Source organism: Streptomyces capparidis (assembly GCF_054782095.1).
This window is the reverse complement of the sequence record NZ_BAAGTD010000079.1, coordinates 1-25,721: the sequence shown is the minus strand read 5'-3', so window position 1 is coordinate 25,721 and position 25,721 is coordinate 1. Positions and strand designations below refer to the sequence as shown.

General features: G+C 76.0%; 19 protein-coding genes. 9 read left to right on the top strand and 10 right to left on the bottom strand.

Annotation, left to right across the window (positions count from 1 at the left end; all coding sequences use genetic code 11):
- The coding region (locus ACYVO2_RS35330; protein ID WP_461012207.1) for a helix-turn-helix domain-containing protein at positions 1-327 on the bottom strand (327 nt) is incomplete at its 3' end.
- 191 nt (positions 328-518) lie between these two features.
- On the opposite strand from ACYVO2_RS35330, the gene ACYVO2_RS35325 reads away from it, so the two are divergent.
- Complete coding sequence (locus tag ACYVO2_RS35325) at positions 519-881, top strand: hypothetical protein (RefSeq protein ID WP_461012206.1); 363 nt, start codon at positions 519-521, stop codon at positions 879-881.
- A 13-nt stretch (positions 882-894) separates the two neighbouring features.
- On the opposite strand, the gene ACYVO2_RS35320 is transcribed toward ACYVO2_RS35325, so the two are convergent.
- Positions 895-1,200, bottom strand: a complete 306-nt coding sequence (locus ACYVO2_RS35320) for an Rdx family protein (protein ID WP_461012205.1) — start codon at positions 1,198-1,200, stop codon at positions 895-897.
- A gap of 190 nt (positions 1,201-1,390) precedes the next feature.
- Here ACYVO2_RS35320 and ACYVO2_RS35315 point away from each other — a divergent pair, with 190 nt between their 5' ends.
- From ACYVO2_RS35315 to ACYVO2_RS35305, 3 genes are all read left to right on the top strand, one after another.
- Complete coding sequence (locus ACYVO2_RS35315; protein WP_461012204.1) at positions 1,391-2,323, top strand: hypothetical protein; 933 nt, start codon at positions 1,391-1,393, stop codon at positions 2,321-2,323.
- A 64-nt stretch (positions 2,324-2,387) separates the two neighbouring features.
- Complete coding sequence (locus tag ACYVO2_RS35310; protein WP_461012203.1) at positions 2,388-4,244, top strand: HSP90 family protein; 1,857 nt, start codon at positions 2,388-2,390, stop codon at positions 4,242-4,244.
- Positions 4,245-7,208, top strand: a complete 2,964-nt coding sequence (locus ACYVO2_RS35305) for a hypothetical protein (protein ID WP_461012202.1) — start codon at positions 4,245-4,247, stop codon at positions 7,206-7,208.
- Between the two features lie 89 nt (positions 7,209-7,297).
- Here ACYVO2_RS35305 and ACYVO2_RS35300 read toward each other — a convergent pair whose 3' ends face one another.
- Entirely contained in the window at positions 7,298-8,185 is an 888-nt protein-coding gene (locus ACYVO2_RS35300; protein WP_461012201.1) for an oxidoreductase, read from the bottom strand.
- Between the two features lie 170 nt (positions 8,186-8,355).
- Between ACYVO2_RS35300 and ACYVO2_RS35295 the strand changes: the two genes are divergently transcribed.
- From ACYVO2_RS35295 to ACYVO2_RS35275, 5 genes are read left to right on the top strand one after another with little or no spacing between them, the layout of a single operon-like run.
- The gene (locus ACYVO2_RS35295; RefSeq protein ID WP_461012200.1) at positions 8,356-9,960 is read left to right on the top strand and encodes an ABC transporter substrate-binding protein; all 1,605 of its coding nucleotides are present in this window, start codon (positions 8,356-8,358) and stop codon (positions 9,958-9,960) included.
- Positions 9,957-10,967 (top strand): ABC transporter permease, encoded by a 1,011-nt coding sequence (locus ACYVO2_RS35290; protein WP_461012199.1) that lies wholly within the window; start codon positions 9,957-9,959, stop codon positions 10,965-10,967. Before ACYVO2_RS35295 ends, ACYVO2_RS35290 begins: the two co-directional genes overlap by 4 nt.
- A gap of 56 nt (positions 10,968-11,023) precedes the next feature.
- Positions 11,024-11,836, top strand: coding sequence for an ABC transporter permease (locus tag ACYVO2_RS35285; protein WP_461012208.1), 813 nt, complete (start codon positions 11,024-11,026; stop codon positions 11,834-11,836).
- On the top strand, positions 11,833-12,840 hold the full coding sequence (locus ACYVO2_RS35280) for an ABC transporter ATP-binding protein (protein WP_461012198.1): 1,008 nt from the start codon (positions 11,833-11,835) through the stop codon (positions 12,838-12,840). Before ACYVO2_RS35285 ends, ACYVO2_RS35280 begins: the two co-directional genes overlap by 4 nt.
- Positions 12,837-13,526: an ABC transporter ATP-binding protein gene (locus ACYVO2_RS35275; protein ID WP_461012197.1), complete on the top strand. Its 690-nt coding sequence runs from the start codon at positions 12,837-12,839 to the stop codon at positions 13,524-13,526. The genes ACYVO2_RS35280 and ACYVO2_RS35275 overlap by 4 nt, the downstream gene beginning before the upstream one ends.
- Positions 13,527-13,634: 108 nt before the next feature.
- Here the strand turns inward: ACYVO2_RS35275 and ACYVO2_RS35270 are convergent, their stop codons facing one another.
- The 7 genes from ACYVO2_RS35270 to ACYVO2_RS35240 all read right to left on the bottom strand — a co-directional run.
- On the bottom strand, positions 13,635-15,017 hold the full coding sequence (locus ACYVO2_RS35270) for an endo-1,4-beta-xylanase (RefSeq protein ID WP_461012196.1): 1,383 nt from the start codon (positions 15,015-15,017) through the stop codon (positions 13,635-13,637).
- A 374-nt stretch (positions 15,018-15,391) separates the two neighbouring features.
- Positions 15,392-17,209: an FAD-dependent monooxygenase gene (locus ACYVO2_RS35265; RefSeq protein ID WP_461012195.1), complete on the bottom strand. Its 1,818-nt coding sequence runs from the start codon at positions 17,207-17,209 to the stop codon at positions 15,392-15,394.
- A complete protein-coding gene (gene ubiG, locus ACYVO2_RS35260) occupies positions 17,196-17,990 on the bottom strand; it encodes a bifunctional 2-polyprenyl-6-hydroxyphenol methylase/3-demethylubiquinol 3-O-methyltransferase UbiG (RefSeq protein WP_461012194.1) in 795 nt (264 codons plus the stop codon). The genes ACYVO2_RS35265 and ubiG overlap by 14 nt, the downstream gene beginning before the upstream one ends.
- Positions 17,991-18,003: 13 nt before the next feature.
- Positions 18,004-19,845 carry an asparagine synthase (glutamine-hydrolyzing) gene (gene asnB, locus ACYVO2_RS35255; protein ID WP_461012193.1) on the bottom strand — a complete coding sequence of 614 codons (1,842 nt, stop codon included), beginning with the start codon at positions 19,843-19,845 and terminating at the stop codon, positions 18,004-18,006.
- Position 19,846: 1 nt separating this feature from the next.
- Positions 19,847-20,374, bottom strand: a complete 528-nt coding sequence (locus ACYVO2_RS35250) for an SRPBCC family protein (protein WP_461012192.1) — start codon at positions 20,372-20,374, stop codon at positions 19,847-19,849.
- Between the two features lie 59 nt (positions 20,375-20,433).
- Complete coding sequence (locus ACYVO2_RS35245) at positions 20,434-21,123, bottom strand: class I SAM-dependent methyltransferase (protein WP_461012191.1); 690 nt, start codon at positions 21,121-21,123, stop codon at positions 20,434-20,436.
- On the bottom strand, positions 21,120-25,721 hold a 4,602-nt coding region (locus tag ACYVO2_RS35240), incomplete at its 5' end, for a type I polyketide synthase (protein WP_461012190.1). The genes ACYVO2_RS35245 and ACYVO2_RS35240, both read right to left, overlap by 4 nt.

Below are 25,721 nucleotides of genomic sequence, written 5' to 3'. Positions count from 1 at the left end.
CGACGGGGGCCTCGGCGGCGGAGGCGGCGGGCCGGTGACCGCGGGCGGCGCGGGCGGCGCGGGCACGGCGGGCGCGGGGTGGCGGGCGGCGAGCCCTTCCAGGAGCCGGATGTAGGCGGCGCGCTTGGGGGGGCGGGGCTCGGTGCGGCCCGCCTCCCAGTCGGCGACGGTCTCCCGGCGCACCCGCAGCGCCTTGGCGACCTGCGCCTGCGTCAGACTCCCGGCCTCGCGCAGCCGCGCGCGCTCCTCGGGCGGCGGCAGCGAACCCGCCGACTCCTCCAGCAGCGCGTCGACGGCCGCGAACAGGCTCTCCTGCTCATGGGGCATGGGGCATCCCTCCCGGGCGCCCACCCTAGCAGCGTGAACGCCCGCCGAGCGTACGCGGACCGCACGACAGGGGACCGGCTCGGACACCCGTGCGCGCGGCGGTTCCGTCCCCACCGCTCCCCTCTCCCGCGCCGCCGGCCCCGCCCGGAATCCGGACGACCGCGGGCCCCTGCCCGTGGCAGTCTGCGGGCATGGCCGAACTGCGGGAGCACGCGGGGATCCACTACGCGATCCAGTACCACTACGCCCTGCCCGACGACTCCTGGTGCCTGGAGCTCAGCGAGGCCGTGCCCGCGCCGGCGGGCGGGGCACCCGGCACCTCGTCGCACCTGCCCGGCAGGGCATTCCTCGCGGCGTTCGTGCCCGACGAGGACCCGGCGCCGGAGCCGACCGTCCACATCCACAGCCATGACGAGCACGTGGTGCCGTACGAGATCATGCGCTGGTTCATGACGAGGGTGACCGCGGAGGTGGACCGCAACCGCGCCGCGCTCGCGGCGGTGGCGGCCGGGGAGGAACCCCGGGTCAGGGACGCGGACGAGGAAGGGGAGTAGCGGCCGGGCCGCCTCAGCCGTCGGCGTGGCCCAGGCTCAGGCCGGGGGCCACGCGGTCGCGGACCAGGCGCTTGACGGCCGTCGGCTCCGGGAACCCCTGCTCGCGGCGGTCCCACACGCACTCCCCGTCGACCCGCACCGCGAACACCCCTCCGGTACCGGGCACGAGCGCCACCTCGCCCAGGTGCGCCTCGAAGGTGCCGAGCAGCTCCTGGGCCAGCCACGCCGCCCTGGGCAGCCACCGGCACCGCGTGCAGTACTCGATCTCGACCCGGCTCCCGCCCGCCCCGCTTCCGCCCGCCGGCTCCGGCGTTGTCACTGCCGATCGCCACCCTTCCCACGTCGCGCGTCCCGGCGGACCGCCCGCCGCCCTGTTGTCGTGGTGTCCTTCCCCAGTGCCGAATCTCCTCGACGCGGCATTGTCGGACGGGCATGATATTCACTCCTTCGGGGGGCGGTGATCAACGGCATCCGCGGCCCTGTCCCGTCATCGCTCACGAGAGGCCGCCATGGGGTTCTTCCGCCGTCGTCCCGCGCCCGTCCTGGACCCGGACGAGGGGGATCCGCAGTTGGCGCGACTGCGCGAGGCCGCCGAGGCCGCGGACTGGACCGCGGTGCGCGAGGAGCTGGCGGCCGTGCCCGACGGCGAGGACCTGACGCGGTGCGTCGGGCACGTCGCCGACGTCGCGGGCGTGGAGGAGTGGATCGCCAAGGCGGTGGAGTCCGAGCCGGAGTCGGCGCTCGCCCGGCTGGTGGCCGGGGCCCGCGGGGTCACCTGGGCGTGGGAGGCCCGCACCGGGGCGCGCGCCGAGGACGTCTCGAGCGAGCAGTTCGAGGTGTTCTTCGAGCGGCTCGGCGTCGCCGAGGAGCACCTGTACGAGGCGGCCGAGCGCGCGCCGGAGTGGGTGGCGCCCTGGTACTTCCTGCTGATCACGGGGCGCGGCCTCCAGGTCGATCCCGAGCCGGCCCGGCTCCGCTTCGAGGCCGCCGTGCGGCGCTGCCCCGGCCACCCGGGCGTGCACCGGCAGCGTTTGCAGCAGGTGTGCCGCAAGTGGAGCGGCTCGCACGAGGAGATGCACGCCTTCGCCCGGGAGTCGATGCTGCGGGCGCCGGAGGGCAGCGGGCTCGGCGAGCTCGTCGCGATCGCCCACATCGAGCACTGGCTCGACCTGGACGAGGGCGAGGACATGGCCCACATGCGCAGCTCCCGGGTGATCGCCGAGCTGCACGAGGCGGCCGACCGGTCCGTCCGCCACCCGGCCCATGTCCGCACCCGCGGCTGGACGCACCCGTTCAACGCCTTCGCCATGGCCTTCGCCCTGGCCGGCGAGAAGCAGGCCGCGGCCGGGATCTTCCAGGCCCTCCAGGGGCGCGTCACCGAATTCCCCTGGTACTACCTGGACGGCGACCCGGTGCGGGCCTACCGCAAGTGGGGCGGCTGACCGCCGCCGCACACCCGCCGTCCGCCGAAGTCCACCCGTTCCCCGTTCCCAGAAAGCCCGCCAGGTGTCGTCCCAGCCTCACACCGCCCACACCTTCCAGGTCGATCTGCGCGGCCTGGTCGATCTGCTCTCCCGCCACCTCTACTCCAGCCCCCGCGTGTACCTGCGGGAGCTGCTCCAGAACGCCGTCGACGCGATCACCGCCCGGCAGGCCGCCGACCCGGCGGCGCCCGCCGCGATCACGGTGACCGCCGGCGCCGACGCGCTGACCGTCACCGACACCGGCATCGGGCTCACCGAGGCCGATGTGCACACCTTCCTCGCCACCATCGGCCGCAGCTCCAAGCGCTCCCCGGACGGCGGCCTCGACGGAGCGGGGCTCGACGCGGCGCGCGGCGACTTCATCGGCCAGTTCGGCATCGGGCTGCTGGCCTGCTTCGTCGTCGCCGACGAGATCACCGTCGTCAGCAGGTCCGCCGCCGCCCCCGGCGCGCCCGTCGTGGAGTGGCGCGGCCGGTCCGACGGCCGGTACACCATCCGCACCCTGCCCGCGGACGCCAAGCCGGAGCCCGGCACCACCGTCCGGCTGACACCGCGCGCCGACGACACCCAGTGGACCCGCCCCGACCAGGTGACCGCGCTGGCGCGGCACTACGGCAGCCTGCTGCGCCACGAGGTCACCGTGGTGGACCCGCGGGGCACCGCCGTCCGCGTCAACGAGGTCCCGCCGTGGGAGCGCCGCCACGCCTCGCCGCTCGCCCGCAGGGACGCGCTGGCCGAGTACTGCCGCGCCACGTTCGGCTTCACCCCGCTGGACACCATCGACCTGGACCTGCCGGTCGCGGGCCTGCGCGGGGTCGCGTACGTGCTGCCCACGGCCGTCAACCCGGCCCAGCGCGCCGGGCACCGCGTCCACCTCAAGGGCATGCTGCTGTCCGACCAGGCCACGGAGCTGCTGCCGGAGTGGGCCTTCTTCGTGCGCTGCGTCGTGGACGCCACCAGCCTGCGGCCCACCGCCTCCCGCGAGGCGCTGTACGAGGACGAGACGCTGGCCGCGATCCGCGACGCCCTCGGCGCCCGCATCCGCGACTGGCTCACCGGCGTCGCCGCCAGCGACCCGGGGCTGCTGCACCGCTTCATCGACGTGCACCACCTCGCCGTCAAGGCGCTGGCCAGGTACGACGACGAGTTGCTGCGGATGCTGCTGCCGTGGCTGCCGTTCGAGACCACGGACGGCAACGTGACGCTGGAGGAGTTCACCCGCAAGCACGCCACGGTCCTGGTGACCCGCAGCGTCGAGGAGTTCCGGCAGGTCGCGCCGATCGCCGGGGCGGCGGGCCTGGGCGTGGTCAACGGCGGCTACGTCTACGACCGGGACCTGGTGCTGCGGCTGCCGGAGATCCGGCCCGGCACGACGGTCACCGACCTGGACCCGGCCACGGTGACCGCGCACCTGGACTCCGTGGACCCGGCCGCGGAGATGGCCGCCGCCGCGTTCCTCGCCGTGGCCCGCGAGGTCGTCGGCGAGCACGACTGCGACGTGGTGCTGCGCAGCTTCCAGCCCGTCACCGCGCCCGCGCTGCTGCTGGACAACCGGGACGCCCGCCACGAGCGGACCCGGGCGGGCCTGGCCGAGCAGAGCGACGGGCTGTGGGCGGACATCCTCGGCTCGCTGCGGGCCGAGGCGCCCCGGGCGCAGCTCGTCCTCAACCACCTCAACCCGCTGGTGCGCCGGGCCGCCACGATCACCGAGCCGGGGCTGGCCGCCACCGCCGCCGAGGCCCTGTACGGGCAGGCGCTGCTGCTGACCAGGCGCCCGCTGCGGGCGAGCGAGAGCGCGCTGCTCAACCGGGCCTTCATCGGCCTGCTCACCCACGCGATGCACGCCCAGGACACGCCCGGGCCCCGGAAGGAGGCGTAAGTGCTGGACACCCCGGAGGCCGTGTTCGAGGCGCTGCGCGAGAACAACGAGCGCCCCCACGGGCTGCACCGCACCGTCACCGCGGAGGAGCTGGTCGAGGCGGCTGAGCAGTTCGAGGAGCCCGACGCCCTGGTGACGGCGCTGCTCGAGCTGATGTCCGCCTACGAGTTCACGGGCGAGGACCGCAAGGCGCCGGTGGCCTTCGCCCGGGTGCTGAAGCTGTGGGACAGCTCGCCGCAGGCGTTCAGCGAGTGGGAGGGCCACCAGGTCTTCTGGCGCTTCAAGTGGGTGGCGACCTCGCTGATCCGGGTGCCCGAGGTGCCGCTGGGCGCCATCGAGGGGTGGATCGGGCAGATGCGGGACCGCTACCGCGAGGCCGGGCACGGCCTGCGGTCGGTGGCCGCGATGCGGCACCACCTCGCCGCGCACACCGGCGTCGGCGCCGAGACCGCCTACGACCTGTGGGTGACCAGGCCCCGGGACCGGATGAGCGACTGCGAGGCGTGCGAGGTCCGGCAGCAGGCCGCGCACCACGTGGCGCACGGCGACGACGAGGGGGCGCTGCGGATCTGGCGGCACGTGCTGACCGGAGACCTGACGTGTTCGGAGGAGCCCTACCTCAGCCAGGCCCGCGCGCTGCTGCCGCTGCTGCGGCTGGGCCGCGCCGACGAGGCCCGCTCCCACCACCTGGCCGGCTACCGCTTCGCCCGCGGCAAGACCGGGCACGCCCAGGAGGTCGGGCTGCACCTGGAGTTCTGCGCGCTGTCCAGGAACGAGGGCCGGGGGCTGGAGATCCTGGCGGAGAACCGCACGCTGTTCGAGGCCGCCGGCTCCCCGCTGTCCCGTCTCGGCTTCCTCACCGGCACCCAGGTGCTGCTGAACCGCCTGGTGGAGACCGGGCACGCCGAGGCGGCCGTGCCCGGCCCGCCCGGCCGCACCTGGACGGCGCGGTCCCTGCTGGCCCAGGTGGACGGTGAGGCGGACGCCCTGGCGGCGGCGTTCGACGCCCGCAACGGCACCCCGGCGGTCGGCGACCGGCGGCGGCTGCGCCTGTCGCGGCAGCCGCTGCTCGCCGAGCCCCTGCCGCTGGGACTGCGGGCCTCGGCCGCCCTCCCCGGCGCGGCCGTGCCGGTCGCGGCGCCCGCCGCCCCGGAGATCCCCGACGACTTCGCCGCCCTGGTGGCCCGCGCCCGGCGGATGGCGGCCGAGGGCCATCCCGGCGACACCCCGCTGTGGGAGCGGATCGCCGAGCGCGCCACCGCCGAGGGGTACGCGCACGACCCGGACCTCGGCCCGCCGGAGCGACTGCGGGCCGAACTCGCCGAGCAGCGCGGGTTCACCGCGTACGACGAGGACCGCGAGGCGGAGGGCCGGGCCGCGATGGCCGAGGCGGCCGAGCTGTTCGGCCGCGCCGGCCTGCCCTGGCACGCGGTGGCGGCCCGGGCCCGCGCCGCGTCGTGGCTGTCCCCGCGGGAGGACGAGGAGCCGGCCGCCGCGGCGGAGGAGGTGTGGGCCGCCCTGGACGCGGCACTGCGCGAGGCCGAGGCGCTGCGTGAGGCCGAGGAGCCGACGGCGTCCGGCGCGGGCGACGGCGACGGCGAGGGCGACGCGGGCATCCCCGTCGGCGTCGCCAAGTACCTGACGGTGCTCCAGTGCCGGGTGTTCGCCGCCCACCGCGAGGCGACGGCGCGGCCGCGGGAGGTCCCCGCCGGGGCCCGGGAGAGGTTCGAGTCGCTGAACCGGACGCTGCTGTCCGAGGCGGTGCGGCTCGGCGTGCCGCACCAGGCGGCCGTCTCGCGCCAGTTCACGGCGGACTCCCTGGCCCGCGCCGGCCGGTTCGAGGAGGCCGCCGCCGAGGTGCGCGCCGCGCTGGAGCTGCTGGAGTCGTCCGGGCAGCCGTGGCGGGCGGCGCGGCCGCAGGCGATGCTGGCCCAGATCCTGCTCCAGCTCGGGCGGGCGGAGGAGGCGGTGGCGCTGCTGCGGGAGGCGCTGGGCGGGGCCGCCAGGTACGGGGACGCCTCGTTCCCGGCGACGCGTACGCATGTGCTGCTTGGCCACGCCTGCTCGCACATCGGCGACGTGTCCGGCGCCACCCGGTACCTGTCCGACGCGGCGGCGCGGATGGACCGGGAGGGCGACGCGGGCGGGGCCGCCGAGGCCAGGCTGGAGCTCGCCGACGTCCTCGCCCGCAACGGGCAGCCGGCCGAGGCCGTGGCGATCCTGGAGTCCCTCGTCCTGGACGACGCCCAGGCCGGTCTGGACGAGCGGCTCGCCGCCCAGATCCGGCTCAACCTGGCCCGCGGGCTGCGGGACCTGGAGGAGCACCGGGCCTGCGCCGAGGAGTTCCTGCGCCTGGCCGACACCGTCGCCGCCTGGGAGGACCAGGGCATCCACACCATGGTCGCCGCCGAGACCGCGGTGGCGCTGGCCCTGGCCGACCGCTGGGACGCCGCCCGCGCCGCCTACGAGCGGGCCCTGGCCTCGCACCGCAAGGCGCCGAGGCCGGGCGCGGTGCTGGAGATGACGCGCGAGTTCGCCCGTCTGACCATGGCCCACGAGGGCGCCGAAGGGCTGGAGACGGCCCTGGGCCACCTCGCCGAGGCGGACGAGCTGCGCGCCGGCGTGCCCGGGGACGAGAAGGACTTCGCGCACTGGTACGAGGCCGGGGCCGTCCACTACCAGCGGGCCCGGGCCCTCGCCGACGCCGGGCGGTTCGCGGACGCGCTCACCGAGATGGAGCGGGCCGCCACCGCCTACGAGGGCGGCGGCCCGCACGGCGAGGCGCCCCGCGCCGAGGCGGCGCGGGTGGCCGCGCTAATCGAGGGCAACGGCCTGGACTCCCCGCGGGCGGCGGCGGCCAGGCTCGCCGCGGCGGAGACCCGCTGCCGCGCCGCGGGCCTGGAGGAGGCGGCGCAGATCCTGGCGGACCTGCGGCAGCAGATGGCGGCCAAGACCGAGCAGTGAGCCGGCGGCCCGGCGGCGGGGCAGTGCGCCGGCGGCCCGGCGGCGGGCCGGTGCGCCGGCGGGCCGCCGGTCGTGGCGGGGCGGGGCCGTCAGCTTCCGAGCAGGCCGAGTTCGTCCCCGGTGAGCCGCAGTCCGGCCGCGGCCACGTTCTCCTCCAGGTGGGCGGGGTCGCCGGTGCCGGGGATGGCCAGGACGTGCGGGCCCTGGTGGAGGGTCCAGGCCAGCTTGACCTGGGCGGGCGACACGCCGCAGGCGCGGGCGACGGCGAGGACCTGCTCGCTGTCGCCGCCCGCGCCCGCCTCGCGTCCCGCGCCGGCGATCGCGAAGAACGGCACATACGCGATGCCCTGCTCGCCGCAGGTCCGCAGCAGCGCCTGCTCCTCGGCCGGGGCGCCGGTGCCGTAGGCGTTCTGCACGCACACCACGGGGGCGATGGCCCGGGCCTCGGCCAGGTGGGCGGCGGTGGCGTTGGAGATGCCCAGGTGCCGGACGAGTCCGGCCTCGCGCAGCTCGGCCAGGGCGCCGAAGTGCTCGGCGATCGAGCCGTCCCGGGCGCTCGGGGGGAGGCGCAGGTTGACCACGTCCAGGTGGTCGCGGCCCAACTGGCGCAGGTTCTCCTCCACCTGGCCGCGCAACTGCCCGGGGGTGGCCCACCACCACTCGCCCGAGGGGTCCCGCCCGGCCCAGACCTTGGTGGCGATGACCAGCCCTTCCGGGTACGGCGACAGCGCCCGGTTGATCAGCTCGTTGGCGGAGCGCAGCGGCGAGAAGTAGAACGCGGCGGTGTCGATGTGGTTCACGCCGAGCTCGACCGCGCGGCGCAGCACGGCGACCGCCCGGTCGCGGTCGCTCGGCTCGCCGCGGCCGAAGACGGCGCTGCCGGTCAGGCGCATGGCGCCGAAGCCGAGGCGGTTGACGGTGAGGTCGCCGAGCCGCCAGGTGCCGGCGGCCGAGGCGTCGATGGTCTCCGAGATCATGGGCGCAGTCTGCCAGGCCGGGACGCCGTCCGACCGGCCGTCTCTTCGGCCGCCCGTTCGACCGCCCGGCCTCCCGGTTCGGCCACCTGTTCGGCGGGCCGCCCGGCGATCATGCTTTAATTGCGAATCGTTCGCAATCACACATGATCATCAATAAGGGTGGGGAACGGATGACTGCCCGGACGGTACGCACGGCCGCCACCGCGACGGCCGCGGTCCTGCTGGCCGCGTTGACGGCGTGTTCCGCCCCCGGCGGCGACGGGGACGGGGACTCGGGAGGCAAGGGGGGCGGCGGCACCGTCACCATCGGCGTCGCCTACGAGCCGGAGACCCTGAGCCCGCTGCTCGGCTACGGCAAGGACGGCAACTCCAAGATCTTCGACGGCCTGCTCACCCATGACGCGGACATGAACCTCAAGCCCGCGCTGGCCACCGCGCTGCCCGAGGTGAGCGACGGCGGCAGGACGTACACCTACACCCTGCGCAAGGGCGTGACGTTCAGCGACGGCAAGCCGTTCACGGCGCGGGACGTGGTGTTCACCTACCGGACGGTCACGGACGAGAAGACCAACAACCCGTCCAAGGACGAGCTCGCCGCGCTCGCCGACGTGCGCGCCCAGGGCGACCACACGGTGGTGTTCCGGCTCAAGTACCCCTACGCGGCGTTCGCCGAGCGCACCGTGCTGCCCATCGCCTCCGCCGCGGCCGCGGGCGGCCAGGACGTCAACACCGGCTCGTACAACACCGAGCCGGTGGGCACCGGGCCCTACCGGCTCGACTCCTGGCGCAAGGGCGAGAAGCTCACCTTCACCGCCAACCCGCGCTGGTGGGGTGGCGAGCCGGAGGTGAAGCGGCTGGTGATGGCGGTCATCGAGGACGACAACGTGCGCGCCACCCGGCTGCGCTCCGGCGACCTGGACGCGGCCGTGCTGCCGCCCAACCTGGCCGCCGCGTTCGAGAAGGACGGCGGCAGGCGGGTGCTGCGCGCCAAGTCGGCCGACTACCGCGCCGTCACCCTGCCGTCCGGCAACCCGGTCACCGGCGACCGGGCGGTGCGCCGCGCCCTGGACACGGCCGTGGACCGCGACGCCATCGTGCGTTCGGTGCTCGACGGCGCGGGCAGGGCCGCGCACGGCCCGCTGCCCGCCGACAGTCCGTGGTTCGCCCGCGGCACCGAGCGGCGGCACGATGTGGACGAGGCCCGGCGGATCCTGGACGCGGCCGGCTGGAAGCCCGGCAAGGGCGGCGTCCGGAGCAAGGACGGGCGGCGGGCCGCCTTCACCCTGTGGTACTTCGCCGGGGACAAGCTGCGCCAGGACCACGCGCTGGCGTACGCCTCCGACGCGAAGAAGGCCGGCATCGCGGTGACCGTGCAGGCCGGCACCCGCGAGGTGGTGCGGGCCCGGCTCGACCGCGACGCGGTGCTGATGGGCAACGGCTCCCCCGCCGACCCGGACTTCGACCTGTACCCGACGCTGCACTCCGGGCAGATCGGCAACGGCTGGAACAACATGGGCCGCTACCGCAACCCGCGGGTGGACGAGCAACTGGAGAAGGGGCGGCGCAGCGGCGACAAGGCGGTGCGCCTGGAGGCGTACCGGGCCGTCCAGCGGGAGCTGCGCGACGACCCCGGGTACACCTTCCTCACCCACATCGACCACGTGTACGTCGTGGAGCGCGGCTGGCGGGACCTGACCACCCAGGTCGAGCCGCACGACCACGGGTTCGGCTCGGGCCCCTGGTGGAACATCGAGGACTGGCGGCGCGAGGGATGAAGCAGGCGGCGGCGGGCCGCCGGGGCCTGTGGGTCCCGGCGGCCCGGCTGGCCGGGCGGCGCCTGCTGGCGTGCGTGCCGGTGCTGGCGGTGGTCACGTTCGGGGTGTTCGCGGTCGCCGCGGCCTCCCCGTTCGACCCGGTGCAGGGCTACGCGGGCGACGCGGGGCTCAGCGCCTCCCAGGAGACCCTGGACCAACTGCGGCGCAACCTCGGCGCCGACCGGCCGTTCACCCGGCAGTGGTGGGACTGGGTCACCCGGGCGCTCACCGGGGACCTGGGCGACTCGGCGGCCCTGCGCCAGCCCGTCGCGCAGGTGATCGGCGAGCGGCTGGGCTGGTCGGCGCTGCTGTGCGCGACGGGCTTCGCGCTCGCGGTGGCGGGGGGCACCGTGCTCGGGGTGGCGGCGGCGTGGCGGCGCGGCGGGATGCTGGACCGGGCCGTCACCTCCCTGGCCTACCTGCTCCAGGCCGCCCCGCCGTTCTGGACCGGGCTGCTGGTGATCTGGCTGTTCGCGCTGCGGCTCGACGTGCTGCCGGCGGGCGGGCTGACCGACACCGGCAGCGACGTGGTCACCGCGGGCGCGCTGCTGAGCCATCTGGTGCTGCCCGCCGGGGTGCTGGCGCTGTCCCAGGCGCCGTGGTTCGTGCTGTACGTGCGGCAGGGCGTGGTGGACGCGCTGGAGGAGGACCCGGTGCGCGGCGCGCGGGCGCGGGGGCTGCGCGAGCGCACCGTGCTGCTGCGGCACGCGCTGCCCAGCGGGCTGCTGCCGGTGCTGACCCTGATCGGGTCGCGGGTGCCGGAGCTGATCACCGGGGCGCTGCTGATCGAGACGGTGTTCAGTTGGCCCGGCATCGCCTCGGCCACCGTGGAGGCGGCCACCTCCGCCGACTTCCCGCTGCTCGCGGCGCTGACGGCGCTGGCCACGCTGGCGGTGCTCGCCGGGAACCTGCTCGCCGACCTGCTGTACGGGCTCGCCGACCCGCGGGTGGACCTGGAGGAGATGTGACGGAGCAGGGCTGGATCGCGGGCGGCCGCGGCGCCGGGGGCGGCACCGCAAGGGCGGTGCGCGTGTACGCGTCCGCCGGGATTATGGCGGCGGTGGTGCTGGCGGTGCTGCTGGTGCCGGTGCTGCACCCGCTGGACGAGCAGGCGGTGGACATGGGGGCGAAGCTGCGCCCGCCGTCGTGGGAGCACCCGTTCGGCACCGACGACGTGGGCCGCGACGTCCTGCTGCGCTGTGTGCACGGGCTGCGGGTGTCGCTGTTCGTCGGGGTGGTGGCCGCGCTGGTCGCCACGGTGGTCGGCACCGCCGTGGGCGCCGCCGCGGGCGCCGCGGGCGGCCGGACCGACTACCTGGTGATGCGGGTGGTGGACGTGTTCTCCTCCGTGCCGCACCTGCTGCTGGGCATCTTCATCGTGGCGATGTTCCGGCCGGGCGTGTGGCCGGTGGTGGTGTCCGTGGGGCTGACGCACTGGCTGTCCACCGCGCGGATCGTGCGCGCCGAGGTGCTGTCGCTGCGCTCGCGCCCGTACATCGACGCGGCGGTCTCCGGCGGCGCCTCCCGCACCCGGGTGGTGGTGCGGCACCTGCTGCCCGCGGTGCTGCCGCAGGCCGGGATCGCCGCCGTGCTGATGGTGCCGCACGCCATCTGGCACGAGTCGGCGCTGTCCTTCCTCGGGCTCGGACTGCCCACGCACCGCGCCAGCCTCGGCAACATGATCCAGGACGCGCGCGGCACGCTGCTCGTCGGCGAGTGGTGGCCGACGCTGTTCCCCGGCCTGTTCATCATCGTCCCCACCCTCGCCGTCGCCGGGCTCGCCGGCGTGTGGCGGGAGCACCTGTCCCCGCGCCGCCGATCGGAGCTGATGCTGTGAGCGCCGCCGTGAGCGCCGAGGCCCCCGCGGGGCCGCTGCTGTCGGTGCGCGGCCTGTCCGTGCGGTTCCTGCTGCGCGGCGGGCGGCACGTCGCCGCCGTCACCGACGTCTCGTTCGACCTGGCCGCCGGGGAGTGCCTGGCGCTGGTCGGCGAGAGCGGCTGCGGCAAGTCCGTGCTCGCCTCCGCGCTGCTCGGCCTGCTGCCGGGCAACGCGCGGGCCCGCGGCTCCGCCGTGCTCGGCGACGGCCTGGACCTGCTCACCGCGGGCGAGCGCGCCCTGGCCCGCACGGTGCGCGGGCGGCGCGTCGGCCTGGTGCCGCAGAGCCCCGCCGCACACCTGACCCCGGTGCGCACCGTCCGCGCCCATCTGGCGGAGGCGGTGCGGGAGCTGACCGGGGTGCCGCGCCGGGACGCCCGCCGCGCCGTCCCGGCGGCGGCGGAGCGCGGGGCGTTCCCCGCCGACCACCTCGACCGCTTCCCGCACCAGCTCTCCGGCGGACTCGCGCAGCGCGCCGCGACCGCGCTGGCGCTGGTCGGGGACGCGCCGCTGCTCATCGCGGACGAGCCCACCACGGGGCTGGACCGGGACCTGGTGGAGCGGACCACCGACGAGCTGCGGCGGCATGTGGACGGCGGGCGCGGGCTGCTGATCATCACGCACGACCTGGCGGCGGCCGAGCGCGTCGCCGACCGGGTCGCGGTGATGTACGCGGGCCGGATCGTCGAGGTGGCCGGGGCGGCGGAGTTCTTCGGCGCGCCCGGGCCCCGCCACCCGTACGCCCGGGGCCTGCTGGACGCTTTGCCGGACCGGGCGTTCAGCCCGATCCCGGGCATGCCGCCGGACCTGGGCGACCTCCCGGACGGCTGCGCGTTCGCGCCGCGCTGCCCGCGGGCCGGCGCCGTGTGCGCCGCCGTGCCGGAACTCGCGGACGGCGTGGCCTGCCACCGTCCCGCGGGCGCGGCCGAAGCCGGCGCGGGCATCGCGGGAGGTGGGGCGCGGTGAGCGGCGAGGCGGCGGCGCTGGAGCTGCGCCGGGTGACCGCCGGGTACGACCCGCGGCGCCCCGTGGCGCGCGAGGTGTCGCTGAGCGTCGCGGCGGGCGAGGCCGTCGGGCTGCTCGGGCCGAGCGGCTGCGGCAAGTCCACCCTGGCCCGGGTGGCGGCGCTGCTGCACCGCCCGTACGCGGGGACGGTGCTGCTGCACGGGGAGCCGGCGCGCGGCTGGCGGCACCGGGCGCCGCGGGCCCAGCGCACCGCGGTCGGCGTGGTGTTCCAGCAGCCGCGGCTCGCCGCCGACCCCCGGCTCAGCCTCGCCGACCTGGTGGCCGAGCCGCTGCGCGCCACTGGGCACCGCGGGGCGGAGGTGGCCGGGCGGGTGGCGGAGCTGGCCGCCGCGGTGGGCCTCGGCGCGGACCTGCTCCCCCGCCGCCCGCACGAGGTCAGCGACGGCCAGTTGCAGCGGGCCTGCCTGGCGCGGGCCCTGGTGCTGCGGCCGCGGGTGCTGGTGTGCGACGAGATGACCGCGATGCTGGACGCCTCCACCACGGCCGCGCTGGTCGCGGTGGTGGAGGCGTACCGCGGCGAGAGCGGGGCGGGGCTGCTCGCGGTCGGGCACGACAGGACGCTGCTGGAGCGCTGGTGCGACCGCACGGTGGAGTACGCCACGCTCGGCGCAGCCGGGGAGAGGTGAGCGCAGCCGGGGAGAGGTGAGCGGCGCCCGGGGCGGGGCCCGGCCCCGCGGCACGGGGGTGCGCGGGGCCGGGCGGGTCGGTGCGGACCGGTGCGGCCCGTCCCGGGGTCAGGCGGCGGTGCAGGTCACGTCGGTGGGCACGGTGGCGGGGCCGGTGCCCTGGAGGCCCGCGGTGGTGGCGGCGCCGGCGCTCAGCGTGCCGTTGTAGGAGGCGTTGCGGAGGGTGGCGGCGGAGCCGGTCACGGACAGCGTGCCGTTCCACGCGTTGGTGACGGTCTGGCCGTTCGCCAGGGTCCACTTCACGGTCCAGCCGCCGATGGGGCCCGTGCCGGTGTTCCGGACGGCGATCTCGGCGACGAACCCGCCGTTCCACTGGTTGGCGACGCGCCAGGTCGCGGTGCAGCCGCCCGTCGGCGGCGGCCCGTCGACGCCGAGCGCCTCGGCGATGGCGTGGTAGGCGGGCTTCTTGGCGAGGTTCTCGTCGTACGGCAGGGCCGCGCCCTCGCCGGGGAAGACGGACGGGATCCAGGAGTACTTGTCCGTGTAGTCCCACACGGTGATGCCGACGCAGCGGCTGACGGCGAGGCAGGCCCGCACCACGGCGCCGTACTCCTGGGCCTGCTGGGCGTCCTTGGCGGCGGTGCGCGGCAGGTTCATGCGGATGTCGAGCTCGGTGAGGGCGACGTCCACGCCGAGGTCGGCGAAGCGCTGGATGTTCTGCTGGATGCTGGTCGGGACCTGGCCGCTGATCAGGTGGGCCTGCATGCCCACGCCGTCGATCGGGACGCCCTGCGCCTTGAACTGCTTGACCAGGTTGTAGACGGCGTCGCTCTTCGGGCCCAGGTGCTCGATGTTGTAGTCGTTGTAGTACAGCTTGACGTCCGGGTCGGCGGCGCGGGCGGCCTTGAACGCCTCGGCGATGTAGCTGTCGCCGATCTTCTGCTGGAAGACGCTGGGGCGGCGGGTGCCGTCCTCGTTGAACGCCTCGTTGACCACGTCCCAGTGGATCAGTTCGCCCTTGAAGTGGTTGACCTCGTGGGTGACGTGGTCGCGCATCACGCCGAGCAGTTCGCCGGCGGGGACGCTGCTCACCCAGTCGGGGAGCTGGCTGTGCCACACCAGGGTGTGGCCGCGCACGGTCTGGTTGTGCGCCTTGGCGAAGTCCACCACCTGGTCGGCCCCGGTGTAGTCGAACCGTCCCCGCGCGGGCTCGGTGAACTGCCACTTCATGGTGTTGCCCGGGGTGATCTGGTTGAACTCGCTGCCCAGGATCTGGGTGTAGGCGGCGTCGGAGAGCTCGGGGTTGTCGGTGGCGGAGCCGAAGTAGCGGCCCTTGGCCGCGGCTGCCTGCCCGAGCGTGGTCGCGGCCTGGGCGGGGTCCTCGAGCGCCGCGGCGGTGCCGGCGGCCATGGTCATCGCCACCCCGGCCGCGAGGAGCCCGGCGAGGGGTCCTCTCAGACGGCGGCGGGGGGCGGAGCGGTGGCGGAACATGCTCTCTCCTTGTGGCTGGTCGGTGCGGGTGGCCGGGCCGCCGGGGCGCGGGCGCGCGGTCCGCGGTCTCCTGCTCGCGGTGCGTGCGGTGACCGTTGCGGCCGTCCGGCCGGAAGGGCAGCCGGGTGGTGGCGCCGCGGAGTTGCGGCGCCGTGTCGCGGCGCGGTGTCGCGGCGCGCCGGGTGCGTGGAAGCTGCCGGGCGGGCAGGGGACCGGCGGGCATGGGAGAGAGCCGAAAGTTTCGCCGGCTTTGCCGATCGTCCTGCCGATGGGACTCTAGGTACCGGTGAAGTGGTCGTCAAGGCATCGCGCGTAGTCACCGGAGCGGCCCCCGCGGGCACTGGATCGCGGGGGCCGCCGTATGTGGTGCGCCGTCAGCCGCCGGAGCGCGACGGCCCGTCGTCCGCCCGGGGCCCGGCCGCCGGCGCGGTGCGGGCCAGCAGGGCGGCCATGACGTCCGGCAGGTCGGCGGCGCCGCGGGCGGTGGCGGAGCGCCAGGCGACATGGCCGTCGGGGCGGACCAGCACGCAGCCGTCGGCGTCCACCTCCCGCACCGCCGCCCAGGTGCCGTACGGGTCGCGCAGGCCCTCCGCGGTGCCGACGGCGCGCACCGCCACCGCGGTCCCGGTGAGCCCGGCCGCCTCCGCGGCGGCGTCCTGCCACGCCTCGCCGCCGGGCCCGGTGAGCAGCACGAACCGGCCGCGCCCGGTGACGTCCAGGGTGGAGCAGCGGTGCCGCCCGTCCTCCAGCCAGGCGTGCGGCAGCCGGGCGCCCGGCCAGGTGGTGGGCCGGTGGTACAGCTCGGGGTCGCGGTCGGGGGCGGGCTCGGGGGTGCCGTCGGGGACGACCGCGCCCTGCCGGTAGCGGTAGCCGATCTCCACGCCGTGGGCGTTGGCCTGGCCGTTGATGGCCTGCATGGCGGCGTCGAGGGCCGCGCGCCGCTTGCCCGCCTCGGGTGTGGGGTCGTGCAGGGTGTCCAGCAGGTGCCACTGCTCGGCGGCGCTCTGCCCGTCGGCGAAGCCGAGCGCCTGCGGGACGGCGAGCAGGTCGAACATGCTGCGCACCGCGCGGTCCACGGCCTGCTGCCCGACGGGGCGGCGCTCGGCGTCGTAGGTCTCCAGCAGTCCTGGCCCGGCCCGGCCGGCCAGGACCAGGGCCAGCTTCCAGCAGAGGTTGAACGAGTCGGCGACGCCGGTGTTGAGACCGAGGCCGTTGGTGGGCGGGTTCTGGTGGACGGCGTCGCCGACGCAGAACACCCGACCGTGCGAGTAGCGCGTGGCCACCGCGCTGTTGACCTCCCACGGGGAGATGTTCCTGATGGCGACCTCCACGGTGGGGTCGCCGACGCTCTCGCGGATGCTCGCCCGCATCGCCTCGGTGTCGCCGGGGTCGAACGCGGCGGAGGGCCCGGGGAAGGTGAGGTACATCCACTCGGTCCAGGGCTTCAGCATCACGAACACCCGGCCGTCCGCGGGCCCGTTGCCGGGGACGGCGCCCATGTACAGCAGCCCGGGGCGGTGGGCGGCGTAGCGGGTCAGGTCGGCCTCGAACCAGGTGGTGACGGCCCTGGCGAGGCCGGTGGCGCCCTCGACGGCGAGGCCGGCCAGCTCCAGCACCCGGCTGCGCGCTCCGTCGGCGCCGATCAGGTAGTCGCTGCGCACGGTGTACTCGCGGCCGGTGCGCCGGTCGGCGACCAGCGCGGTGACGCCGTCGTCGTCCTGCTGGTAGGTCAGCAGCTCCTGCCCGAACCGCAGCTCGCTGGCGCACGCCTCGGCCACCGCCTCGGCCAGCAGCGGCTCCAGCAGGTTCTGCGGCAGGTTGCACAGGGGGCTGGGGCTGGCGGCGCGGTACTCCCCCACCCGGTCGGGGCCGTTGCCGTAGGCGCTGATCCGGGCCACCTCGGGCCCGGCGAAGGTGGTCATGAACACCTGGTTGGCCAGGACGTGGCCGGGCGTGGCGCGGGCCAGCACCCGGTCGGCGACGCCGAGGTCGCGCAGGATCTCCCCGGTGCGCTGGTTGAGCAGGTGGGCGCGCGGGGTGTGGGCGGTGCCCTGGTGCCGGTTGACCAGCAGGTGGCGCACCCCGTAGCGGGACAGGGCCAGGGAAGCGGCGAGGCCGGAGGGGCCGCCGCCCACGATGAGCACCGGCACCCTGACCCGGGGGGTGCCGGCCGCGCGGCTACCGCCGGCCATGCGTGCCTCCTTCGGGCTTCCGGGCGTACCCGGCGTAGATGGCGGAGGTGTCCTTGGTGGTGCCCAGGCGCATCTGCCGGCCGAGTTCCCCGTAGCTGATCTGCCCGCGGGCCCGGCTGCGCGCCAGGCCGAGCACCTCGCGGGGGTTCCTGCGGGGCCCGAAGCCCACCAGGTCCAGGTTCTCCAGGCCGTGCTTGCCGAACAGGGCCCACAGCTCCTTGGGCTTGATGAACTTGCGCCACTCGTGCAGGTCGCGGGGGGCCCAGCTCACGGACTTCCAGTCCTGCGCCATCTTGATCATGCCGACCCAGGAGCGGAAGGTGCGGTTGATGGTGTCGTAGAGGTAGTAGCCGCCGGGCCGCAGCACCCGGACCGCCTCGGCGACGGCCCGGTCGGTGTCGGTGACGTGCTCCAGCGTGTCGCAGCAGTAGACCAGGTCGAAGCTCTGGTCGGGGAAGGGCAGCTCCTCGGCGACGGCCTGCCGGTAGTCGATGTCCAGCCCGGACGCGGCGGCGTGCTCGGCCGCGGCGGCCAGGGAGGGACCGGAGGGGTCGACGCCGGTGACCCGGCAGCCGGCGCGGCCGAACTCCTCGGCGAGCAGGCCGCCGCCGCAGCCGATGTCCAGCACCCGCAGCCCCTTGAGGTCCACGTGCAGCCGCTCGGTGAGCACCTCGTGGAAGTAGGCGAACCTGGCCGGGGTGAAGGCCATGAGCGTGGCGAACGGCTGGTCGTCGCGCCACCAGGAGCCGGGCGCGTTGTACAGGTCGTTGTCGACGGGCATGGGGGCCGCTCCTTCAGGACAGTTTGATGACCGGGCGTCGCACGTCGAGCCAGGTGGCCATGTCGAGGACCCGCTCGAACGCCTCGCGCTCGTCGCGGTGGACCGCCTCCGCGGGGTTGCTCGCGGCCCGGCGCAGCGCGTCCCGGTCGAAGTACTCCACCGCGGGGTGGGCGGCCGACAGCAGGTCGGCGACCTGGTGCTGGAGCGCGGTGACGTAGCGCGGGTCCTGCGTGGTGGGGTACAGCGCCTTGGGCCGCTCGGCGACGGAGGCGGGCAGCAGGTCCCGCACGGCGGCGCGCAGCAGGCTCTTCTCCCGCCCGTCGAAGGTCTTCATCGCCCACGGGGTGTTGTACACGTAGCCGACGAGCCGGTGGTCGCAGAACGGCACTCGCACCTCGAGACCGACGGCCATGCTCATCCGGTCCTTACGGTCCAGCAGCATCCCGAGCAGGCTGGTCAGGTGGACGTGGCAGAACTCCCGCATCCGCCGCTCGGCCGGGTCCTCGCCCTCCAGGCGGGGGACGGCGGCGACGGCGTCGGCGTACCGCTGGGCCCAGTACCCGGGTATGTCCAGGTCGGTGAGGAGCAGGTCGGGGTGGATGAGCTTGGTGGGGTGGCCGGACGGGTCGAGCCGGGACGCGGTGACCCACGGGAACATGGGCACCTGCTGCACCGCGGGCAGGTGGAACCACGGGTAGCCGCCGAACACCTCGTCGGCGGACTCCCCGGACAGGGCGACCGTGGAGTGCTCGCGGATCGCCCGGAACAGCAGGTACAGCGAGTTGTCGGCCTCGCCGAAGCCGAAGGGCAGGTCGCGGGCGGTGACGGTGGCCGTGCGCACCGCGGGGTCGGCCAACTGGAGGTGGTCCAGGCGGATGTCGCGGTGCTCGGTGCCGACGTGGTCGACGACCTCGCGGGCGTACGGCGAGTCCCGGCTGCCGCGCAGCTCGTCGGGGGCGAACTCGCCGCGCTGCTCGAAGTCGACGGTGAAGCTGCGGGCGCGTCCGCCGCGCTCCGCGGTGAGCCGGGCGGCCAGCGCGGTCAGGGCGCTGGAGTCCAGGCCCCCGGAGAGCAGCACGCACAGCGGGACGTCGGAGACGAGCTGCCGGGCCACGGTGTCCTCCAGCAGCTCCCTGATCCGCCGCACCGTGGCGGGCGTGTCGTCGGGGTGCTCGGCGGGCTCCAGTTGCCAGTAGACGTGCTCGCGGGTGCCGGAGCGGTCCACGGTGACGACCGTGCCGGGCCGCACCTCGCGCATCCCGGCCCACACGGCCCGGCCGGGCGTCTTGACGAAGCCGAACAGCTCGCGGAAGCCGTCGGTGTCGACGACGGGCTCGACCAGCGGGTGGGCCAGCAGCGCCTTGGCCTCCGACCCGAACACCACGCCGTCCTTGGTGGGGTGGTAGTACAGGGGCTTGATGCCGAGCCGGTCGCGGACCAGCACGAGCTGCTCGGTCCTGCCGTCCCAGATGCCGAGCGCGTACATGCCGTTGAGCCGGTCGGCGACGCCGGGGCCCCACTCGAGGTAGCCGCGCAGCACGACCTCGGTGTCGCTCGCGGTGCGGAAGGCGTGGCCGCGCCGCCGCAGCTCCTCCCGCAGCTCGGCGAAGTTGTACGCCTCGCCGCTGTAGGTCATCGCCACCTGCCCGTCGGGGGTGTCGGCGACCATGGGCTGGACGCCGCCGGCGATGTCGATGACGGCCAGTCTGCGGTGCCCGAGCGCGGCGTGCTCGGCGAGCCAGGTGCCCTCGGCGTCCGGCCCGCGGCAGGCCATGGTGTCGTTCATCGCCCGCAGGACGGTGGCCTCGCGGGTCAGGTCGCGCTGGAAGGAGATCCAGCCGGCGATGCCGCACATGTCACTGTCCCTTCGTCCGGGCGCCGCCGAGGCGGGCCTGGCGCGCCATGTAGCGGGGCAGCCCGTCGATGTGCGAGCGGCCGGTGGGCGCGAACGCCAGCGCGTCCAGCGGGCGGGCCAGATACGTCCAGGGGCGGCGCAGCTCGGCGGCCCACCGCCAGCGCAGCCGGGAGCCGTGCGCGGTCGGCTCGACCACGTAGTCCTCGACCAGCCGCAGGAAGAACGAGCGGGTGGCGGCGGTGCCGGTGAAGGTCTTGCGGTGGCCCTCGTCCCAGCGGTAGAAGCGCTCGCGCAGCACGAAGTCGCCGCTCATGTGGATCTCCCGGGTGGTGCCGACGCCGAACGGCCGGGGGGAGGTCCACACGAGCTTCTTCATGCCGCGGGTCCAACTGGAGGCGCCGTCGCCGGTGAGGACCGCCCAGGTGTCCTCGGCCGGGAACGGGATGTCCACGGAGCGGGCGTGGCGCAGCGGCGCCGACGTCAGGAACGAGTCGTCGGCTTCCTCGATGGTGTACCAGTGGGTGCCCATGGGCGTGGTGCCTTCCGGTGGGGTGGACGTTTCCGGTAGCGGGTGCGGGGGGCGCCGGGTCACCGGGCCGTCCACGCGCGGAACAGGCCGACGCAGCCGCGCGTGACGAGTTCGTGCCGCTCGAAGTGGCGGGTGAGCTGGTCGCGCAGGTCGCCGAGGTCGTCGCGGTCGTTGTGGAAGACGCCCTTGGCGTTGAGCTTGCCCATCAGGGAGCGCCCGGCGCGGCTGACCGGCACCCCGGAGGCCAGCACGGTGCTGCCGAACACGACGCCGCCGGGCCGGACCGCGGCGGCCGCGTGCGCCAGGGCGACACCCTTCTCCGTGATGTCGCCGGGGATGCAGTGCAGCAGGAAGCTGAGGGCGGCGGAGTCGAAGGAGCCGGGCGGCACCGGCAGGGGCTCCAGCGCGTTCGCGAGCACCCGCTCGGTGCGGTACCGCTTCAGCCGCTGCGCGGTGTACTCCAGGGTGGCCGGGTTCAGGTCGACGAGGGTGATCCGCGGGTCCGGCACCGGGAACCGGCAGTGCGCGAGCAGGTATCCGGTGCCGACCCCGATCTCCAGGTGCCTGGCGCCGACGCAGGTGTCGTACATGCGCCGGAAGTTGCGCGACGGGCAGCGCCAGCACCAGGGGGCGCTGCCGTGCATGACGAGCAGGTCGTAGAAGGCGAGGGCGCGGCGGTGGTAGGGCGCCTGCCCGTCCAGCACCGCCTGGTCCATGGAGTGCGCGCCGAGGTCGTGGTCAGTGGTCATCGGGGTTCCTTCCCTTGGTTCGCGCGGCGGTGTGCCCGCGCCCGCGGTGCGCCCGGTCGCCATGGCGCCGGTGCTGTCCCGGCCGGGGGCAGCCCGGCGAGGAGGTCGTGGACGGCGCGCATCGTGGTGGCGCCGTGTTCGCCGAGCATCGTGAAGTGGTCGCCCGGCGCGTCGGCGGTGCGCCGTTCCCCGGGCCAGGAGGGGCGCCCGCCGTCGGCGGGCAGGCCCGGCAGGGGGTCGGCGGCCCGGACGTGGAGCAGGGGCGCGGTGAGCTCCTCGGGCCGCCAGTGGGCGAAGAGGCGGGCGTAGCCGCCCATCGCGGTCAGGCACGCGTCGTCCAGGCGCTCCCGGGCCGCGCCGTCGAGGAGCCGCCGCCCGGCCTCGGCCTGGATCAGCGGCAGGGCGGCGCTGCCCGGCGGATGGCTGTCCAGCAGCACCACCGCGACCGGGGGCCGGCCCAGTCGCGCCAGCCGGGCGGCCACCGCGTGGGCGACCCAGCCGCCCGCGGAGTGGCCGAGGACCGCGAACGGTTCGCCGCCCGCGTGGCGGATCACCTCCTCGGCGTGGGCCAGCGCCAGCGCCGCGACGTCGGCGGGGAGGGGCTCGCCCGCGGCGAACCCGGGCCCGGGCAGCGCCCACAGGTCGCGCTGCCCCGCGGCGGCGGCCGCGATGCGGGCGTACTGGTCGGCGCCGGACCGGCCGGCGAAGGACGGGAAGCAGAACAGCGCCGGCCCGGACGCCCCGCGGGCCAGCCGGACCGCGGCGGGCAGCCGCTCCGGGCGGTCGGCGGAGGTGAAGGCGGGGCGGAACCGGGACGCGGTCCGCAGCAGCTCCTCGAACTCCGCATACCGGCCGTCGTCCGCGGCGCGCAGCGCCAGCGAGGTGAGGGTGTCCCCGGCCGCGGGGCGGTCCCGGTCCGGGTCGGCGGGGGCGTCGAGGCCGGCCAGCAGGTGCGCGGTGAGCGCGTCCAGGGTGGGGTGCTCGAAGACGGCGGTGGCGGCCAGGGGCACGCCGGTGGCGGTGGTGAGGGCGGCGCTGAGCTCGGTGGACGCCAGCGAGTCGAAGCCCAGCTCGGGCAGTCCCGGGCTGTCCGCCACGGCCTGGGCGCCGGTGTGCCCGAGCACGGCTGCGGCGTGGGCGGCGATCAGCTCCCGCACGGCCCGCGCCCGTTCGGTGTCCGGCAGGGCGGCGAGGCGGCGGCGGGCGGCCTCCGGGTCCTCGCCCGCCCCGGTCCCGTCGCCGGGGCCGGCCGCCTCGGGGCCGGCCGTCTCGGGGGCGGGCGCGGCGGCGGGACCGGCGGCGGGACCGGCGGCGGGCCACGACACGCCGTCCGGCCAGTACCGCTGCCGCTGGAACGGGTAAGTCGGCAGGTCCACCCGCCGTCCGCGCCACGGCGCGAGCACGGCCCGCCAGTCCACCGGCACCCCGCGGGCGTGGGCGTGGGCGAGGGCCGTCGTCACGCTGTCGTCCTCGGGCCGGCCGCGCCGCAGCAGCGGCACGGCGACCGCGGGCGCCTCGCGTCCGTCGCCCGCGTCCAGGCACTCCCGGGTCAGCGTGGAAAGGCCGCCGCCGGGCCCGGCCTCGAGGAACGTGGTGACGCCCGCCGCCGCCATCGCCCTGACGCCGTCGAGGAACCGCACCGGCTCGCGCACATGGCGCGTCCAGTACTCGGCGGAGCACACCTCGTCGCCGGCCCGGGCGCCGGTGACGTTGGAGATCAGCGGCAGGCGCGGCCGGTGGTACGACAGCTCCTTCGCCACCCGGCCGAACTCGGCGAGCACCCCGTCCATCAGCGGCGAGTGGAAGGCCCGCGACACGCGCAGGCGCCGGGTCCTGAGGCCGAGCCGGTCGAGCCGGGCGGCGACCTCGCCGACGGCGTCCTCGGTGCCGGAGAGCACCGTGGCGGCGGGCGCGTTGACGGCGGCGAAGCCCACCGCGTCCTCGTGCCCGGCCAGCAGCGGCAGCACCTCCGCCTCGGCCGCCCTGACCACGAGCATCGCCCCGGGCGGCGCCGCTTCCATCAGCCGCCCGCGGGCCGCCACCAGCGCGCAGGCGTCGGGCAGGGACAGCACCCCGGCGACGTGCGCGGCCGTCAGCTCGCCCAGGGAGTGCCCGGCCACGGCGTCGGCGCCCACGCCCCAGGTGCGCAGCAGCCGGAACAGCGCCACCCCGACCGCGAACAGGCCGGCCTGGGTGAACGCGGTGCCGTCGAGCAGCTCGGCGCGCGCCGACCCGGGGTCCGCGAACATCACCTCGCGCAGCGGCCGGGGCAGGTGCGGGTCGAGGTGGGCGCACACCTCGTCCAGGGCGTCGGCGAACGCCGGGAACGCCGCGTGCAGCTCCCGCCCCATGCCCGGCGTCTGGGCGCCCTGGCCGGGGAAGAGCCACCCGGTGCGGCCCTCCCGGGCCAGGTCCCGCACCACGCCGGGGGCGGCGCCGCCGGAGGCCAGCGCGTCGAGCCCGGCCAGCAGCGCGGCGCGGTCCCGGCCCACCGCGGCCGCCCGGCGGGGCAGCGCGGCCCGGCCGAGCGCCAGGGAGTGCGCGACGTCCGCGGGCGCCAGGTCCGGCCGCCCCTCCAGGTGGGCGCGCAGTCGCCGGGCCTGGTCCCGCAGCGCGGGCTCGGACCTGGCGGACAGCAGCCACGGCACGGGCGCGGACGGCTCCGCGCGGACGGCGGCAGCCTCGTCCGGTGCGGCGGGCCCCGCCGCCTCGGGGGCGTCCCGCGGGGCGTCCAGTGGGGCCTGCTCGATGATCACGTGGGCGTTGGTCCCGCTGATCCCGAACGCCGACACGCCCGCGCGGCGCGGACGCCCGGAGTCGGGCCACGGCCGGGGCTCGGCCAGCAGCGCCACGGCGCCCGACGACCAGTCCACGTGCCCGGTGGGCTCGTCCACGTGCAGGGTGCGCGGCAGCACCCCGTGCCGCATGGCCAGCACCATCTTGATCACCCCGGCCATGCCGGCCGCCGCCGCGGTGTGGCCCAGGTTGGACTTCACCGAGCCCAGCCACAGCGGGCTGTCCTCCGGGCGGTCCCGGCCGTAGGTGGCGAGCAGGGCCTGCGCCTCGATGGGGTCGCCGAGCGCGGTGCCCGTGCCGTGGGCGTCCACCGCGTCCACCTCGCCCGCGGCCAGCCGCGCGTTGGCCAGCGCCTGCCGGATGACGCGCTGCTGCGACGGGCCGTTGGGCGCGGCCAGCCCGTTGGACGCGCCGTCCTGGTTGGTGGCGGAGCCGCGGACGACGGCGAGGACCGGGTGGCCGTTCCTGCGGGCGTCGGACAGCCGCTCCAGCAGCAGCACACCCACGCCCTCGCTCCACGCCGTGCCGTCCGCGGACGCCGAGAACGCCTTGCACCGCCCGTCCGGCGCCAGCCCCCGCTGGCGGCTGAAGGCGACGAACGCCTGCGGCGTGGACAGCACGGTCACCCCGCCCGCCAGCGCCAGGGAGGACTCCCCCGTGCGCAGCGACTGGCAGGCCAGGTGCAGCGCCACCAGCGACGACGAGCAGGCCGTGTCCACCGTCACCGCGGGCCCCTCCAGGCCGAAGGTGTACGCCAGGCGGCCGGAGATGACGCTGGCCGCGTTGCCGGTCAGCGCGTAGCCCTCCACGTTCCCGGCCGCGCCCGCCAGCAGCGCCGGGTAGTCCTGGCCGCTGGACCCGGCGAACACCCCGGTGGTGCTGCCGCGCAGCGACTCCGGGTCGATCCCGGCGCGTTCGAACGCCTCCCAGGCGGTCTCCAGCAGCAGCCGCTGCTGCGGGTCCATGGCCAGGGCCTCGCGCGGGCTGATCCCGAAGAACGCCGCGTCGAAGCGGTCGGCGCCGGTGAGGAACCCGCCGTTGCGGGTGTACGTGGTGCCGGGCCGGTCCGGGTCGGGGTGGTACAGCGCCTCGATGTCCCAGCCCCGGTCGGCGGGGAACTCCGCGATGGCGTCACCGCCGGAGTCGACAAGTCGCCACAGCTCCTCGGGGGAGTCGACCCCGGCGGGGAAGCGGCACGCCATGGCGACGATGGCGATGGGCTCGCCGCCCGCCGCGGCGGCGGGTGCGGCCGCGGGCGCCTCGGCCGCGGGCTCGGCGGGGTCGGCGCCGTCGATCAGGGCCAGCACATGGGCGGCGAGCGCGGCCGGGGTCGGGTGGTCGAACACCACCGTGGCGGGCAGCTTGAGGCCGGTGGCGGCGTTCAGCCGGTTGCGCAGCTCGACGGCGGTGAGGGACACGAACCCCAGCTCGCTGAACGACCGCCCCGCCGACACCGGATCGGTCCGCCCGAGCACCGCGTCGATGTGCCGCGCGACCAGCTCGGCGACGGCCCGGCTCCGCTCCTCCTCGGTCAGCCCGGCGAGGCTGTCCCGCAGCGGTGTCCCGGCCTCTTCTGGCCGCTCCCGCGGCACCTCGCCGGGGACGGTGTCCACCCAGTAGCGGCGGCGTTGGAAGGGGTAGGTGGGCAGGTCGAGGTGGCGGCGTGGGCCGGGGAACAGGGAGGTCCACCGGACGGTGACGCCGTGGGTGTGGGCCTCGCCCACCGAGGTCAGGAACCGGCGCAGCCCGCCCTCGTCGCGGCGCAGGGACCCGACCGCGGGGGCGTCCTCGATGGCGACGGC

Bases quoted from the DNA above. Each gene is read 5' to 3' on its own strand.
- ACYVO2_RS35325 (WP_461012206.1), top strand. From the start codon at position 519: ATGGCCGAACTGCGGGAGCACGCGGGGATCCACTACGCGATCCAGTAC.
- ACYVO2_RS35315 (WP_461012204.1), top strand. From the start codon at position 1,391: ATGGGGTTCTTCCGCCGTCGTCCCGCGCCCGTCCTGGACCCGGACGAG.
- ACYVO2_RS35300 (WP_461012201.1), bottom strand. From the start codon at position 8,185: ATGATCTCGGAGACCATCGACGCCTCGGCCGCCGGCACCTGGCGGCTC.
- ACYVO2_RS35295 (WP_461012200.1), top strand. From the start codon at position 8,356: ATGACTGCCCGGACGGTACGCACGGCCGCCACCGCGACGGCCGCGGTC.
- ACYVO2_RS35290 (WP_461012199.1), top strand. From the start codon at position 9,957: ATGAAGCAGGCGGCGGCGGGCCGCCGGGGCCTGTGGGTCCCGGCGGCC.
- ACYVO2_RS35270 (WP_461012196.1), bottom strand. From the start codon at position 15,017: ATGTTCCGCCACCGCTCCGCCCCCCGCCGCCGTCTGAGAGGACCCCTC.
- ACYVO2_RS35265 (WP_461012195.1), bottom strand. From the start codon at position 17,209: ATGGCCGGCGGTAGCCGCGCGGCCGGCACCCCCCGGGTCAGGGTGCCG.
- ubiG (WP_461012194.1), bottom strand. From the start codon at position 17,990: ATGCCCGTCGACAACGACCTGTACAACGCGCCCGGCTCCTGGTGGCGC.
- asnB (WP_461012193.1), bottom strand. From the start codon at position 19,845: ATGTGCGGCATCGCCGGCTGGATCTCCTTCCAGCGCGACCTGACCCGC.
- ACYVO2_RS35250 (WP_461012192.1), bottom strand. From the start codon at position 20,374: ATGGGCACCCACTGGTACACCATCGAGGAAGCCGACGACTCGTTCCTG.
- ACYVO2_RS35245 (WP_461012191.1), bottom strand. From the start codon at position 21,123: ATGACCACTGACCACGACCTCGGCGCGCACTCCATGGACCAGGCGGTG.